Genomic DNA, 15,397 nt, shown 5'->3' on the forward strand with positions numbered 1-15,397 from the left:
TTCGCTGAGTCGAGGAGACGACTCAGGCCATCACGCCTTTCCGAAGGCGAGCGCTACGTTGTGCCCACCGAATCCGAACGAGTTGTTGATCGCGTAATCGATCTGTCCGACGCGGGGCTCGCCCTTGACGACGTCGAGATCGATCTGGGGATCCTGATTCTCCAAATTCAGTGTGGGAGGGATGATTCCCTCGCGCACTGCCAGCACCGTCAGTACCGACTCGAGGGCACCGACGGCACCGATCGAGTGGCCCAGAGCGGATTTCGGTGCGTACACCGCTGCGTGATTTCCGACGGCCTTGTTGATCGCCAGCGCCTCGGCGGTGTCTCCGATGGGAGTTGCCGTTGCGTGGGCGTTCACGTGGGTGATGTCGGACTTCTGCAATCCTGCGGTCTCGATCGCACGCTTCATGGCGCGCGCGGCACCTGTGCCCTCCGGGTCGGGAGCCACGAGGTGGAACCCGTCGGAGGTGATTCCGGCACCGAGCAGGCGGGCGTGGATCGTTGCGCCGCGTGCCTTGGCGTGCTCCTCGGTCTCGATGACCATGAGCGCACCCGCTTCACCGAAGACGAAGCCGTCACGATCCTTGTCGAACGGACGTGACGCACCCTTCGGATTGTCGTTGTTGGTGCTCATCGCCCGCATCATGGAGAAGCTGGCGATCGGAACCGCGTCGATGTAACCCTCGACGCCGCCGGTGACGACCATGTCCGCGTCGCCCATCACGATCATCCGCCATGCGTGAGCGATGGCTTCCGATCCCGAGGAGCAGGCAGAGACAGGAGTGATGACACCGGCCTGTGCTTTGAGCTCGAGTCCGACGACCGCTGCGGGGCCGTTCGGCATGACCATCTGAACGGCGAGCGGAGACACCTTGCGGTAGCCGCCGGCCTTCATCTTGTCGTTGGCGTCGATGAGAGAATCGCCGCCACCGAGGCCGGTGCCGATCGACACGCCGAGGCGGAGGGGATCGACGTCGGGAGTCCCGGCGTTCTTCCAGACCTCACGACCGAGCACGGTGGCCAGCTGCTCCACGTAGCTCAGGCGTCGAATCTCGACCCGCGAGAGCAGGGTCTGCGGGTTCACCGCGAGGTGGCCGCCGATCCGCACGGGCAGGTCGTACTCGGCGACGAAATCGTCTTCCAGAGTTGCGATTCCGCTGTCGCCGTTCAGCAGACCCTTCCACGTGGCATCGACGTCACCCGCAAGTGACGTGGTCGCAGCGAGGCTGGTGACGACGACACTGGGGAAGCGTCCGTTGGCGGTGGATGGGTTGGTCATGGGCCGTGTCACTCGCTCGCGGAGTCGTCGAGCTTGGCCTTGATAGCTTCTGCGGCTTCGGGGTTCTCCGCTTCGAGCTTCTGGATGTAGTTGACGGCGTCGCCGACGGTGCGCAGACCTGCGAGGTCCTCGTCGGGGATCTTCACGCCGTACTTGTCCTCGGTCTGCACTGCGATCTCGACCATGGAGAGCGAGTCGATGTCGAGGTCGTCCACGAAGGACTTCTCGATGGTCACCTCGGACGGTTCGATGCCCGTGACCTCCTCGATGATCTCTGCAAGTCCGGCGATGAGGTCTTCCTGGCTGGCCACTGTTGTGGCTCCCTTCTCTTCTGTGTAGAACGCCGAAGTCATGTGCTTCGAGACGCGATTGTGCATTTCTGCCACTCGGGGAGTGGAAGTGCGATCCGCAGTTCTGTGACTGCGGGGTGTGTGGGGTCGAGCTAACCGAGCTCGGCCATTGCGGAAATGTCCGCCGGTGTCTTCAGGCCGAGGTTGGCGACGCCACGCAGTTCGCGTTTGGCGATGCCGACCAGTGCGCCTGCCGGGGGCAGTTCCACAAGTCCGGTGACCTGCGCGGTACGCAGGTAGGCATTGCACAGATCCCATCGCACGGGGCGAGTGACCTGAGCGGCAAGCTTGTTCAGTGCGTCGGCACCCGAGGCCACGGGCTGACCGTCCGAATTGGACAGCAGCGTCCGCGTCGGCTCCGACGGGGTGATGGCGGCAGCGGCTGCGGCGACGGTATCGCCCGCGGACGCCATGTACTTGGTGTGGAATGCGCCTGCGACCGGCAATGCGCGAACCCGAGCCTTCTCGGGCGCGCTCTCGGCCAACTCGGCAAGCTTGGTGAGCAGTCCGGCCGCAACGATCTGACCGGCAGCGTTGACGTTGGCCGGAGCGAGGTCCAGCTCTTCGAGGCGGGCCAGGACAGCAGCTTCGTCGCCGCCGAGCACGGCGGACATGCCGGTCGGTTCGAGTGCGCACGCCTTGGCCATTGCTGCGCCGCGGACGGCGGCGAGCGACACGGCGTCGTCGGAGGAGATGACGCCTGCGATCGCGGCAGCGGCGAGTTCGCCCACCGAGTGTCCGGCGACGATGGTGTCTTCGGGGAACAGGCCGCGCGAGGCGATCTCTTCGAATGCGAGCAAGGCGGATGCCACGACCAGGGGCTGGGTCACCGCTGTATCGGTGATCTCCTCGGCGGTAGCAGTGGTACCGAGACGGACGAGATCGAGACCGGAGGCCTTCGACCACAACGCGAGTCGGTCTGCTGCACCCGGCAATTCGAGCCAAGGCAGCAGCATGCCGGGAGTCTGGGAGCCCTGACCGGGCGCAAGCAACGCAATCACAGGGTTAAGAGAACACCGTCGGGTGCCGAATGGGTGATGTCGCGCTCGATGAACTCTCGACAAGCAATTTGTGGGAACCCTACAAATTGCCTCGTGGGGAACCGCTATCGCCGGAGGGTGGTTCGGCGTTACGTGACTACTTCTCCGAATGTGACCTGTGTGACATATGGGGCAGGATGGGGCGGTTCGTGATGCGTTCGAGCCAACCTACCTACCGTTGCTGCAACTCTGAGCACGTACGCATCCCGCGGGTGAGTGGGGTCGCGACCGGTGACCTCGGCGATGCGCTTGAGCCGATACCGGACGGTATTTGGATGAACAAACAGCTGCCGTGCGCAGGTTTCGACGGCTCCGCCACAGTCGAGATACGCATCGAGGGTGTCGGCCAATCCCGAACCTGCCGCCGCCAACGGAACGACCACGTGATCGTTCAACGCCGATATCGCTGCACCGTCGTTGAGCAGTGCCCGTTCGGGCAACAGCTCACCGGCGTGCACCGGACGCGGCGCACCCCGCCAGCCGGCCACGGCCTGCATACCCGCGAACGCCTCCACCGCGCTCGAATGCGCCGCGCCGAGAGTCCGAGTGGTCGGGCCGATGACGACGGGTCCGTCCGAGAAGTTCTGCAGCATGTCGTCGATGAAGGCGCGATGGGTGGCAGTGTCGTCGAGTTGACCACTGACCACCATCACCAACCGCGTGCCCTGCACGACGGCCAACGCGGCGCGGCCGTGCTTCTGCGCGACGGCGTGCACGGTTCCGACCACCGACACGCCCCGATCGTCCGGGGGAGTGCCGACCAACACCGTGGCGGGCGCAGTGGCGTCCCAGTTCAACGTGGCGGCGCGCGAGAGCATGTCCGAGCCGGTGTCTCCGCGCACGACGGCGTCGACCACGAGGGCTTCGAGGCGGGTGTCCCAGGCTCCGCGTGATTCGGCGGCGCTGGCGTAGACCGACGCAGCAGCGAAACCGAGCTCGCGTCCGTAGCGCAACACGGCCTCGGTCAGGGCCACCAACTGCTGATCGTTGCGTGCCAGGGCCGGGAGCCACTGCTCGAAGAACTCCATCGCCACCCGCACCATGTCGACGGTCTGGCGCAGAGTGAGGCGTCGGGCAAGGTCTTGTGGGATGACCTGGAAGGCATCGAGCGAGAAGCGAATATCGCTGTTGGGGTTCTTGAGCCACTCGAGGAAGTTGTCGACAGCTGTCTGAATCAACAACTGCACACTTGCGCGTTGGGCGGCGTCGAGATCACCGAAGAACGGCAGTTGGCCCTGCATCGTAGTCACGGCCTCGGTCGAGAGTCGGCCGGAGAACTGTTTGACGCGACGCAGCAGCGCATCGGGCAGGGGATCGCGCTTCTGGCGCGAGGGTGCCAACGAGGCGACCGGAAGGTGCACTTCGTTGTCCGAGGTCAACGATTCACGCAACGCCTCACGGTAGGCGTCGCGTCGGGACACATCGCGTGATGACGCGCTGTCCGGTGAACCGGGTTTCGCATCGGACATAAGGAGAACCTACGCCCGACCCCCGCCCCTATCGCGATGGACGTACTTCGCGACGTGGGACGGGGGTCGGGCGAACAAGGGTGGAACCTACGCGGAACCGGTGTCGGCGAACGACGTCGGCGCAGCGGTGACGTCGTCGATCTTGTACTTCTCCGCGGCCTCGACGGCCTTGGACTTGTCGATCTCACCGGAGTCCGCGAGCGCGGACAGCGTGGCGACGACGATCGACTCGGCGTCGACGTTGAACACCCGTCGCGCGGCCGGACGCGTATCGGAGAATCCGAAGCCGTCGGTGCCGAGGGTGACGTAATCACCCGGAACCCACTGACGGATCTGGTCCGGAACCGCCCGCATCCAATCCGAGGATGCGACAACCGGGCCGTGCGCGTCGGCCAGTGCCGAGGTGACGAACGGAACGCGCTTGTCGGCACCGGGATTGCGCAGAGATTCCTTCTCGGCCTCGACGCCGTCGCGGCGCAGCTCGCCCCACGAGGTCACCGACCACACGGCCGAACGAACGCCCCATTCCTCGAACAGCAGCTCTCGGGCCTTGCGGGCCGAGACCATGCCGACACCGGACGCCAACAGCTGTGCCTCGGGTCCGTCGCCCTCCTGGGGAGCCGCGAACCGGTAGATGCCCTTGAGCAGACCCTCGACGTCGAGGTTCTCCGGCTCGGCCGGCTGTACGTACGGCTCGTTGTAGAGGGTGATGTAGTAGAAGATGTTCTCGCCGCCGAAGCCTTCCACGCCCTCGGTGCCGCCGTACATCCGTCGCAGACCGTCCTTGACGATGTGTGCGATCTCGTACGAGAACGCCGGGTCGTAGGCCACGGCCGCCGGGTTGGTCGACGCCAGCAGCAGCGAGTGACCGTCGGCGTGCTGCAGACCCTCACCGGTCAGGGTGGTGCGGCCGGCGGTGGCACCGAGGACGAATCCGCGAGCCATCTGGTCCGCGGCAGCCCAGAGACCGTCACCGGTGCGCTGGAATCCGAACATCGAGTAGAAGATGTACAGCGGAATCATGACCTCGCCGTGCGTGGCGTACGAGGTACCGACCGCCGTGAACGACGACGTGGAACCGGCCTCGTTGATGCCCTCGTGCAGGATCTGGCCGACCGAGCTCTCCTTGTAGGCGAGCATCAGCTCCGAGTCCACCGAGGTGTACAGCTGACCGTTGCGGTTGTAGATCTTGAGCGACGGGAACCACGAGTCCATACCGAACGTGCGGGCCTCGTCGGGAATGATCGGCACGATTCGGTGGCCGATCTCCTTGTCGCGCAACAGCTCCTTCATGACGCGCACGAGCGCCATGGTGGTGGCGACTTCCTGCTTGCCGGAACCCTTGCGGAGCGTCTTGTACGTGTCATCGCCCGGCTGTGGCAGCGGCTTGACGTCCACTCGCCGCTCCGGAACGAATCCGCCGAGCTTGTTGCGACGATCGAGCATGTACTGGATCTCGGGAGCGTCCGCACCGGGGTGGTAGTACGGCGGCATGTACGGATCCTTCTCGAGCTCCTCGTCGGAGATCGGGATGTGCTGGAGATCGCGGAACGTCTTGAGATCGTCGAGCGTCAGCTTCTTCATCTGGTGCGTGGCGTTACGGCCCTCGAAGTGCTTGCCGAGGGTGTAGCCCTTGATGGTGTGCGCCAGGATGACCGTCGGCTGGCCCTTGTGCGACATCGCGGCCGCGTAGGCAGCGTGCACCTTGCGGTAGTCGTGGCCGCCGCGCTTGAGGTTCCAGATCTCGTCGTCCGAGAGATCCTTGACGAGCTCCTTGGTGCGCGGATCGCGGCCGAAGAAGTGATCGCGGACGTAGCTGCCGTCGTTGGCCTTGTAGGTCTGGAAGTCGCCGTCGGGCGTGGTGTTCATGAGGTTCACCAGTGCGCCGTCGCGGTCCTTGTGCAGCAGCGAGTCCCACTCGCGGCCCCAGACGACCTTGATGACGTTCCAGCCGGCTCCGCGGAAGAACGACTCCAGTTCCTGGATGATCTTGCCGTTACCGCGCACCGGGCCGTCGAGACGCTGCAGGTTGCAGTTGACGACGAAGGTGAGGTTGTCGAGGCCCTCGGTGGCGGCCACGTGCGCGAGTCCACGCGATTCCGGCTCGTCCATCTCGCCGTCGCCGAGGTACGCCCACACGTGCTGATCGGAGGTGTCCTTGATGCCGCGATCGTTGAGGTAATGGTTGAAGCGCGCCTGGTAGATGGCGTTCATCGGGCCGAGACCCATCGACACCGTCGGGAATTCCCAGAAGTCCTGCATCAGACGCGGGTGCGGGTACGACGGCAGTCCGCCGCCCTCGTTCACGTGGCTGGCTTCCTGGCGGAAGCCGTCCATGCGCTCGGCCGGGATGCGACCTTCGAGGAAGGCGCGGGCGTAGATACCGGGGGAGGCGTGGCCCTGGATGAAGATGTGGTCGCCGCCGCCCGGGTGGTCCTTGCCACGGAAGAAGTGGTTGAAGCCGACCTCGTACAGGGCAGCCGAGGAGGCGTACGTGGAGATGTGGCCACCGACGCCGACGCCGGGACGCTGCGCGCGGTGCACCATGATCGCGGCGTTCCAACGAATCCAGGCACGGTAGCGACGTTCCATCGACTCGTCGCCGGGGAACCACGGCTCGTTCTCGGTGGGAATGGTGTTGACGTAATCCGTCGACGTCAGCGACGGCAGCGCCACGCGGCGCTCACCGGCGCGCTCGAGCAACCTGAGCATCAGGTAGCGAGCGCGGTTGGGGCCGGACCTCTCCAGCAAGCCGTCGAACGACTCGATCCATTCGTTGGTCTCGTCGTTGTCGATATCGGGCAGGTACGACGCGACACCCTCGCGGATGACGCGGACCCGGCCGTCCGAGCCCTTCTTGCCTGCAGACGATGTGTTCTGCCGTTCGCCGCTGTTCACTTCGGACAACGTGTGCACTCCTCAATGTGGCGGACGCTCGGTGTGGCGTCCGGTCCCGGTAGACCCGCCCCTGTGACGGCGGTCTACTTTCCTCGTTCTCGTGATTCCTCCCCAATCCTGCCGCATCTCGTCGGTTCTGGTAGTACAGAGGTCCAATACCCACCAGTAGAAATTTATGTACTCAATTTCGGCGCGGTCAGCTTGCGCGAACGGCTTCAACACTGTTCGCTTTGACTACTGCACCCACAATTCAAGGAGGTCACCACCGTGGTCGCCGCGGCGGACGCTCAGAACTACGCTCAGAAACTTGGCATCACTCGCGACATGGTCGTACAGGAGCTGGGCTGGGACGAGGACACCGACGATGATCTGCGCGCCGACGTAGAAGATGCGATCGGTGGCGAGACCCTCGACGAGGATTCCGACGAGGTGATCGACGTTGTACTGCTGTGGTGGCGCGACGGAGACGGTGACCTGGTCGATGCACTCATGGATGCCATCGGTCCGCTCTCGGACGACGGCATCGTGTGGGTCCTCAGCCCCAAGACCGGCATGTCCGGTCACGTCGAACCCAGTGAGATTGCCGAGTCCGCCCCGACCGCAGGATTGACGCAGACCTCTGCGGCAAACCTCGGTGACTGGATCGGAAGTCGATTGGTTCAGCCCAAAGCCCCTGCCACCAAGCGGTAGGCCGATTCTCGACACAGGAAGACGGTTCTAGATGCCGATCGAGGTTGGCGCGGTTGCGCCCGACTTCACCCTCAAAGACCAGAACAACCAGCTGGTCACGTTGTCGTCGTACAGGAACGTGAAAAACGTTCTGCTCGTGTTCTATCCACTGGCCTTCACCGGCACGTGCCAGGGCGAGCTGTGCAAAGTGCGCGACGAGTTACCGACCTTCGAGAACGACGAGACTGCCATCCTGGCAATCTCGGTCGGTCCGCCTCCGACCCACAAGATCTGGGCTGCAGAACAGGGTTACACCTTTCCGCTGCTGTCGGACTTCTGGCCGCACGGCGAGGTTGCTCAGGCGTACGGCGTGTTCAACGACAGCGCCGGGTTCGCCAATCGCGGAACGTTCGTGGTCGACAAATCCGGAATCATCCGGTTCGCCGAAATGAACGGACCCGGTGAGGCCCGCGACAGTTCATCGTGGGCCGAGGCTCTCGCGCAAGTGAGCTGACCTGCGGAATTGTAGTTAGAGATCAGACACGATAAATTTCTCCAAGCGTTCCGGTGGCCCGGGGTTGTACCCAGGCCACCGGTACTCGGGCGTATAGCTCAGCGGTAGAGCTCTGGTTTTACACACCAGCGGTCGGGGGTTCGAACCCCTCTGCGCCCACCCTCGATCCAATTGCCACAGGTGTCTTCGTCCCTGATTCGGCCCGCCGGTCATCATCGGTCACATTCAGCCTCGTCTGTCTCTGCCCGTCCATGCTCACGGCGCTTCACATCCGGTCCGTCGGCTGCGTGAGGTGACGGTTACGCGTCGACTCCTCACGTGCAACGGCTCGGAAACGACTGCCCCGCATCATCGGTGGGACGAGCGCGAACTTCGATACGGGCGAGGCTTGACCATGGAGCATTGGACGACGGAAGACCTGCCGGTGACCGATCAATTCGGCTACTGGCGCGACGCGATCTGCGACGCGTTCACACCGTTGTTTCCCCGCCGCCCGGCCGCAGACCCGACAGCCTCGTCGACACCCGGCGCGATGAGCGGGTGGGTTCGCGCTGCACCGGTTGGATCCATTCGGCTTGCGGAAATCGCGTCGGAGCCTCAACTCCACATTCACGGGCGTTCAGAGGTGGCGAGAACCACGGAGGACGTGACGTTCGTGAATCTGGTCTTGGAGGGCACCTGTGTCGGGAGTCAGGCAGGCCGGACGTGTGTCGTGAACGCAGGCGATTTTGCGTTGTTCGATGCAACTCGACCGTTCGGACTCGATTACCGGAGCAGGTGGAGAGTGCTGTCGATGAAGGTCCCCAACGGCATGTTGACACCGTTGATCACGGACTCGAACGGGAGAACCGCAGTATCTTTCTCGCCGGCCAATGCGTCCGCACACGTAGCCGGCGCCGCGATGACTGCGGTGTGGCAGCGCGCCGATCGAATGGGGCGCGCGGATGTCCTCGCCACCAATTCGGCACTGCTCACTCTCATCGCATCAGCGGCCGGATCGAGCAGAGAAGACGGGGCCGTCGACGGCCGGAGCATCCGAGCCGAGACGAGAGCCGCCATCAACACCTATGTGGCAGAACAGATTCGATTTGGATCGGTGCCTGCCGAGCACACCGCGCGGCGCTTTTCCATCTCCGTACGCAAGCTCCACCAGTTGTACGAGGAGACCGACCTGTCGTATGCCCGAACTGTCATGAAGTCGCGAGTCGAGGCGTGCGCCGCAGATCTCGACTCGTCGACCCGGCCGACGTCGATGTCCACCCTCGCAGCTCGGTGGGGTTTCGCGGACCTGTCGCATCTCAATCGTGTCTTCAGAACGCACAAAGGTTGTCTGCCTTCGGAATACCTCGGTCGACGAGCTGCGTCTCCGTCGTCATGACATCGACGGACGTGCTCACCGCCCGGTGCACTGTCTGCTTCGGGGCGGTGAGCGCCGACGATCACATTCCGGTCATGCCGCCGTCCGCGGTGAAGATGCTTCCGGTGACGTAGGACGCCTTGTCCGAGGCCAGGAAGAGCACGACATTCGCGATCTCCTCGGGCTCGGCGTACCGCTTGATCGCGGTGCTGTCGGCGAACTGAGACTTCGCTGCCTCGGGGTTGTCGGCCGACAGGCCGTTTTCGATTCCGCGCATCATGCGAGTGTTCACCGGACCGGGACACACTGCGTTCACTCGAACACCGCTGTCGGCTGCTTCCAATGCAGCCACGCGCGTCAGGCCGATCACAGCGTGCTTCGAGGCGGTGTACACACCGAGGGCGGGAAAGCCGATCAACCCGGCCATCGACGACGTGTTGACGATGGCACCCGACTTCTGTGTGATCATCGTCGACAGAACGTGTTTGATGCCGAAGAACGATCCCTTGACGTTCACGTCGAGGATCGTGTCCACGGTCTCGGCGTCGGTATCGACCAGGGCTCCGGTCTTACCTTCCACGCCCGCATTGTTGAAGAAGACGTCGATCCTGCCGAACCGCGTTGTGGCACCGGCGACGTATCCCTCGACCTCACTTTCGCTCCTGACATCGGCTGCGACGAGTAGCAGTCGGTTCTCGGGGAGGCCCAGATCGGCGGCGATCTTCTCGAGCGCCGACAGTGACAGATCCACCAACACCAACGTCGCACCTTGTTCGGCGAACGCCTTTGTCGCAGCGTGGCCGATGCCGCCGGCTGCACCGGTGATCAGAACTACCTTGTCTTCGAAATCCATGATTGCCTTCTTCGTTTCGCGAGTGGTCAGACGGGTTCGGTGACGGCGGTGAAGTCAGCGATCTTGGTGTGCGCGGTGACGTCCCTGCGCGAGTACTTCCACCCGCTGTCCGTCTTTTCGAGCGCGTCGTTGTACTCGCAGATGGTCCCTTCGGTACGTCCGTCTTTCGCCGAGAAGAAGAGGAGATAGCACTTCTGAGTGGCTTCGTTGCCGCTCACCGTGATGATCTCGTTGGTCGTGAGGTGGTGCATTCGCCCGAACGCCTCGGTGACGATGGGCATGAAGCGAATCAGTTCCTCTGTGCCAGTGGGGGTCTGGCCCGGAAGGAGGGCGTTGAAGACGCCCGTGGAGGTGAAACAGTCGGCCCAGGCAGGACCGTCGGTTTCGTCCACCGCGAAGTTGTAACGAGCGTTGAGTTCTTGGATGGCGTGTACGTCTTCCACCGGTGAGTCGGTCATGGCGCTCCTGTCGAAATGGCTGAGCCGCCGATGTACAGCGGCACTGATACTCGGAGGGCGACAGTGACCTCGCGAGGTACCCCACGGACGAGAGTCGTTCTCGGTCGAGTGGGGCGACAGAATTCATCCAAGCGCGAGACGGTTCGGCTGCATCGAACCAGCGTGCACATGTTCTGGTACGGATGCGCACACATGACGGAGTCAGAGGGTATTCAGGGCCGCGTCCGATCGGGGGTCAGGCCTGCGTGCGATGGCTCTCGACCTCCCGAACGATCTGCTGTGCCCGGTGTTCCTCGGGCAGTCGATCGCCCTTACCGAAGAGCTTGTGGCGCAATGTGCCCGGCGTGTATTCGGTGCGATAGACGCCGCGGCGCTGCAGTTCGGGTACGACGTAGTGCACGACGTCCTCGAAGGTTCCCGGTGTGATGGCGTAGGCGAGATTGAAGCCGTCCACGTCGGTCTCGTCCACCCACTCCTGCAGTTGATCCGCGACCTCGCCGGGGGAACCGACGATGCGCGGACCTGCACCGCCGATGCCGCCCCACTCGGCGATATCGCGCACCGTCCATTCCTTGCCATCGGCTCCGATGGACTGGAACGACGCGACGAACGACTGAATCGCGTTGCTCTCGACATTGCCGAGCGGCTCGTCGAGCGCATACCGCGACAGGTCGACGCCCATCCAGCCCGACATGAACACCAACGCACCCTCGGCACTGGCATACGACCGATACTCGTCGTGCTTGGCATGGGCGAGTTCCGATGTCTCATCGGTGACGATGGTGAGCAGCTGATAGATCCGCGCCGAATACGGATCGCGGCCGGCATCGCGCAAGGCTCGACGGATACTCGAAACCGTCTGCGCCAGAATCTCCTTGGTGGGCGCGCCGACGAAGATCGCCTCCGCATTCTGCGCGGCGAACCGCACCCCACGCGGCGATGCGCCGGCCTGAAAGATCACCGGCGTCCGCTGCGGCGACGGCTCCGCCAGATGGATTCCGGGCACCGTGAAGTGCTTGCCGCGGTGATCGATTCGATGCACCTTGGCGGGGTCGGTGAACACGCCGGTTTCGCGATCGCGGACCACCGCGTCGTCGTCCCACGACGCCTCCCACAACTTGTACAGCACCTCGAGATATTCGTCGGCATGGTCGTAACGATCGTCGTGCTTCAGCTGATCGTCGTGGCCCATGTTCTGCGCCGCCGACGGCAGATACCCGGTCACGACGTTCCAGCCGATCCGGCCGTTCGTCAGATGATCGAGTGTGGAAAGTCTGCGCGCGAACGGATACGGGTGCTCGAAGCCGGTACCCGCCGTGATGCCGAAGCCCAGATGCTCGGTGACGGCAGCCTGCGCACTGACGAGTAGGAGTGGGTCCGACACCGGTATCTGCGCACCGTGCCGGATGGCGGCGTCGTGATTCCCGCCGTACACGTCGTAGGTGCCGAGGACGTCGGCGACGAACAATCCGTCGAACAGGCCTCGTTCCAACAACTTGGCCAGGTCGGTCCAATAGCCGAGTTCCTTGTATCGCCACGACTGATCGAGCGGATGACGCCACAGACCGGGGGACTGATGCGCGACGCAATTCATGTCGAAAGCATTGAAACGAATCTCGCGTGACACGGGGGAACTCCTTCGGCGGGACGACCTGTCTTCGATATCGACAGCGGTGCGACGCTACCGACGACCCAGGCCGGTGGGAACAGTTCGGATCGTGATGAGTCGATAGCTGGTCATCGAGCCGCCGACACCTCAGTGTTGCGCCGTCACATCACTGAAAAGAGCGTCGGAGCATGATCGAAATAGCGCAGTTGACCAAGACCTACGGGACGGGGAAGAACACAACCGTCGTACTCGACCGGCTGGATTTCTCGGTTCGGTCCGGCGAGATTCTCGCCGTGGTCGGCCCCAGTGGTGCCGGCAAGAGCACGCTGGCCCAATGCATCAACTTGCTCGCCCGGCCCACCTCGGGCTCGGTAATCGTCAACGGGGACGACCTGACGGCGTTGAATGCCAAGCAACTTCGGGTGGCGCGGCGGCGCATCGGTACCGTGTTTCAGTCTTCGAGTCTGCTCTCGCGTCGAACCGTGGCGGAGAACGTCGCCTTGCCATTGGACTTCCTCGGGGCCACGAAAGCCGAGACGGCCAGGAGAGTGGGTGAGCTTCTCGACCGAGTCGGTTTGTCCGACAAAGCCGCTCGCTATCCCTTTCAACTCTCGGGCGGACAGCGTCAACGAGTGGGAATTGCGCGAGCGTTGGCGCTTCGACCGTCGGTGCTGCTCTCCGACGAGGCCACCTCCGGCTTGGATCCGCAGACCACCGAATCGGTGGTCGAGTTGCTGCGAGAACTGCGCCAGGACCTCGACCTTGCCATCGTGTTCATCACCCATGAAATGGATACCGTTCTGCGAGCCGCGGATTCGGTAGCTCGACTCGATCACGGACGCATCGTCGAATCCGGGAACCTCGTCGATCTGCTTACCGACCACACGTCGGCGCTCGGTTACGAGCTGCGCCCCAGGCGTGAGGACGCACAGGCCGCGGCCGGCGACGTGCAATGGAACGTTACCTATGACTCGCCCGAGGTTCCGCAGGACTGGATCGGCCGGTTGGGCCAGGACCTGGGCTCACCGGTCGCGCTACTCGGGGCATCGGTCCAGGTTGTCGCCGGAGTAGCTGTCGGCAGCGCGTCACTCGGCATCGGTGCCCACCTGAGTGCACGCGTTCCCGGTGCACTGGAAGCGCTGGGGTTGTCCGGTTCGCCGCTCACCGAGCAGCCCATCCTCGAGGCCGCGTCGTGATCGCAATTGTGGCTGCGGGCAACAAGGTTCCGGTCGATGAACTGCCCGCACTGCTGTTGCCCGCATTGGGCGACACACTGACGATGGTCGGGATAGTGATGTTGATCGTGGTGCTCGTCGGCGTACCGCTGGGTTCGACGCTGTTCAACCTGGGTCCCGGCGGGCTGTTCGAGAACCCGGTGCTCCATGCGCCGATCAGCTGGATCGTCAGTATCGGGCGGTCGTTGCCGTTTCTGATCTTGATGGCAGCACTGGTTCCGGTCACGCGATGGATCACCGGAACCAACATCGGTATCGCGGCCGCTGTGGTGCCGATGTCGTTGGCGGGCATCGCGTTCTTCACCCGCATCGTCGAGAACTCTCTGCGCTCGGTCCCGACGTCGGTGGTCGACGTCGCCCGGGCGTCGGGTGGCTCCACATTGCAGGTCACCACCACGCAGTTGTCCGAGGCGGTGCCGTCGATCATCGGTGGATTGACCATCAACGTCATCGCCATGATCGAATACTCGGCCATCGCCGGAACGATCGGTGCAGGCGGAATCGGTTATGTCGCAGTCACATACGGATACCAACGATTCGATCACACCGTCATGATCGCAACGATCGTCATCCTGATTCTCACCGTCGCCGCTGTCCAGCTCGTCGGCGATGCGCTCGTTCGCTACACCACACCTCATCAACGCGCTGTGCGCACTGTCTGAACCACATTCGAGAGGTCCATCCACCATGACAACGTCCACCGAAGCACACGGCTTCGAGCTGAAGAACCGTCGAAAGGCGCCCTGGATCATCGCGGCCGTCGTACTGCTGATCGCCCTAGCGGTGGTTGTCCGCATCGCGTTCTTCGGCGACACGGCCTCGGCCAACGAGACCGAGGGCGCAACCCTTGTTGTCGCCACTGCCGAAGGCAATGCATCCGAGCAGGCTCTGGTCGAATTCGTCGCTGACCAGGTTGCCCCCAAGTACGGCATCACAGTCGCATTCCGCGGACTCGCCGACAGCAACACCATCAACCGCGCGGTGAGTGAGGGCGAAGTGGCCGCCACGGTCTACCAGCACAAGCTGTGGCTCGGCCAGGTCCTCGAATCCAACCCGGACTTCCAGGAGGAAGCCGCAACCCCGGTGTTTCGCTGGGGCTTCGGACTCTGGTCCGACAAGTACTCCGACCCGGCCCAATTGCCGGACGGCGCAACAGTGTCGCTGTACTCCGACCCGGCCAACGAAGCGCAAGGCCTGTGGGTACTCGAACGAGCAGGTCTGATCACTCTCGACCCCGCGGTCGACAAGTCGACGGCCACGCAGAAGGACATTGTCGAAAACCCGAAGAACCTGCAGTTCACGCTGCTGGACTTCGCAGCGCAATCGCGGGCGCTGCCGGATCTCGATGCAGCAGTCGGCTACACCGAGTACTACCTCGCCGCAGGCATCCCCGTCGAGAAGCAGATCTTCGCGCCGCCTGCACCGGACGAGTTCGCCGGCCAGCTCACCATCGGTAGCCGCTGGGCCGATACCGACAACATCAAGAATCTCGTTGCGGCCTTCAAGGATCCTGCGGTGCAGGAATTCCTGGCCACCGACCCGCGAGTGAAAGACATCCTGCTACCCCTGCAGTAGCAGCATCCAGCGCCCGACGGTCCAGCAGCCGGCCGTCGGGCGCAGCCGTGGTGTTACGTTCGACCCGCACCCGATGGCACCGACACGAG

Annotated in this window: 14 protein-coding genes and 1 tRNA gene; 7 read left to right on the forward strand and 8 right to left on the reverse strand. The window is 63.6% G+C overall.

Annotation, left to right across the window (positions count from 1 at the left end; genetic code table 11):
* Positions 1-30: 30 nt before the first annotated feature.
* From ABZ677_RS06065 to aceE, 5 genes are all read right to left on the reverse strand, one after another.
* Positions 31-1,281 carry a KasA/KasB family beta-ketoacyl-ACP synthase gene (locus ABZ677_RS06065; RefSeq protein ID WP_037192986.1) on the reverse strand — a complete coding sequence of 417 codons (1,251 nt, stop codon included), beginning with the start codon at positions 1,279-1,281 and terminating at the stop codon, positions 31-33.
* Between the two features lie 8 nt (positions 1,282-1,289).
* Positions 1,290-1,634 carry a meromycolate extension acyl carrier protein AcpM gene (gene acpM / locus ABZ677_RS06070; protein ID WP_045199610.1) on the reverse strand — a complete coding sequence of 115 codons (345 nt, stop codon included), beginning with the start codon at positions 1,632-1,634 and terminating at the stop codon, positions 1,290-1,292.
* 89 nt (positions 1,635-1,723) lie between these two features.
* A complete protein-coding gene (locus ABZ677_RS06075; protein WP_037192984.1) occupies positions 1,724-2,632 on the reverse strand; it encodes an ACP S-malonyltransferase in 909 nt (302 codons plus the stop codon).
* A 128-nt stretch (positions 2,633-2,760) separates the two neighbouring features.
* Positions 2,761-4,140, reverse strand: a complete 1,380-nt coding sequence (locus tag ABZ677_RS06080) for a helix-turn-helix domain-containing protein (protein ID WP_358367422.1) — start codon at positions 4,138-4,140, stop codon at positions 2,761-2,763.
* An 87-nt stretch (positions 4,141-4,227) separates the two neighbouring features.
* The gene (aceE, locus tag ABZ677_RS06085; RefSeq protein ID WP_037193545.1) at positions 4,228-7,047 is read right to left on the reverse strand and encodes a pyruvate dehydrogenase (acetyl-transferring), homodimeric type; all 2,820 of its coding nucleotides are present in this window, start codon (positions 7,045-7,047) and stop codon (positions 4,228-4,230) included.
* A gap of 258 nt (positions 7,048-7,305) precedes the next feature.
* Between aceE and ABZ677_RS06090 the strand changes: the two genes are divergently transcribed.
* The 4 genes from ABZ677_RS06090 to ABZ677_RS06105 all read left to right on the forward strand — a co-directional run bounded on the left by ABZ677_RS06090 (position 7,306) and on the right by ABZ677_RS06105 (position 9,599).
* Positions 7,306-7,728 carry a DUF3052 domain-containing protein gene (locus tag ABZ677_RS06090; protein ID WP_358367426.1) on the forward strand — a complete coding sequence of 141 codons (423 nt, stop codon included), beginning with the start codon at positions 7,306-7,308 and terminating at the stop codon, positions 7,726-7,728.
* A gap of 31 nt (positions 7,729-7,759) precedes the next feature.
* Positions 7,760-8,221, forward strand: a complete 462-nt coding sequence (locus tag ABZ677_RS06095; protein WP_032394459.1) for a peroxiredoxin — start codon at positions 7,760-7,762, stop codon at positions 8,219-8,221.
* 87 nt (positions 8,222-8,308) lie between these two features.
* Positions 8,309-8,380, forward strand: a tRNA-Val gene (locus tag ABZ677_RS06100).
* A 235-nt stretch (positions 8,381-8,615) separates the two neighbouring features.
* Positions 8,616-9,599: a helix-turn-helix domain-containing protein gene (locus ABZ677_RS06105; protein WP_358367430.1), complete on the forward strand. Its 984-nt coding sequence runs from the start codon at positions 8,616-8,618 to the stop codon at positions 9,597-9,599.
* Between the two features lie 61 nt (positions 9,600-9,660).
* Here ABZ677_RS06105 and ABZ677_RS06110 read toward each other — a convergent pair whose 3' ends face one another.
* The 3 genes from ABZ677_RS06110 to ABZ677_RS06120 all read right to left on the reverse strand — a co-directional run bounded on the left by ABZ677_RS06110 (position 9,661) and on the right by ABZ677_RS06120 (position 12,516).
* Positions 9,661-10,431 (reverse strand): SDR family oxidoreductase, encoded by a 771-nt coding sequence (locus tag ABZ677_RS06110; RefSeq protein ID WP_037192979.1) that lies wholly within the window; start codon positions 10,429-10,431, stop codon positions 9,661-9,663.
* A 26-nt stretch (positions 10,432-10,457) separates the two neighbouring features.
* Positions 10,458-10,889, reverse strand: coding sequence for a nuclear transport factor 2 family protein (locus ABZ677_RS06115; protein WP_358367433.1), 432 nt, complete (start codon positions 10,887-10,889; stop codon positions 10,458-10,460).
* Positions 10,890-11,124: 235 nt separating this feature from the next.
* Entirely contained in the window at positions 11,125-12,516 is a 1,392-nt protein-coding gene (locus ABZ677_RS06120) for an LLM class flavin-dependent oxidoreductase (RefSeq protein WP_037192974.1), read from the reverse strand.
* Between the two features lie 170 nt (positions 12,517-12,686).
* Here ABZ677_RS06120 and ABZ677_RS06125 point away from each other — a divergent pair, with 170 nt between their 5' ends.
* The 3 genes from ABZ677_RS06125 to ABZ677_RS06135 all read left to right on the forward strand — a co-directional run bounded on the left by ABZ677_RS06125 (position 12,687) and on the right by ABZ677_RS06135 (position 15,308).
* Positions 12,687-13,694 (forward strand): ATP-binding cassette domain-containing protein, encoded by a 1,008-nt coding sequence (locus tag ABZ677_RS06125; RefSeq protein WP_037192972.1) that lies wholly within the window; start codon positions 12,687-12,689, stop codon positions 13,692-13,694.
* Positions 13,695-13,777: 83 nt separating this feature from the next.
* Positions 13,778-14,395: a methionine ABC transporter permease gene (locus ABZ677_RS06130; RefSeq protein WP_358367810.1), complete on the forward strand. Its 618-nt coding sequence runs from the start codon at positions 13,778-13,780 to the stop codon at positions 14,393-14,395.
* 25 nt (positions 14,396-14,420) lie between these two features.
* A complete protein-coding gene (locus ABZ677_RS06135; RefSeq protein WP_358367438.1) occupies positions 14,421-15,308 on the forward strand; it encodes a MetQ/NlpA family ABC transporter substrate-binding protein in 888 nt (295 codons plus the stop codon).
* Positions 15,309-15,397: the final 89 nt, after the last annotated feature.

The organism is Rhodococcus sp. NPDC006774, from assembly GCF_040636045.1.
Classification (GTDB): domain Bacteria; phylum Actinomycetota; class Actinomycetes; order Mycobacteriales; family Mycobacteriaceae; genus Rhodococcoides.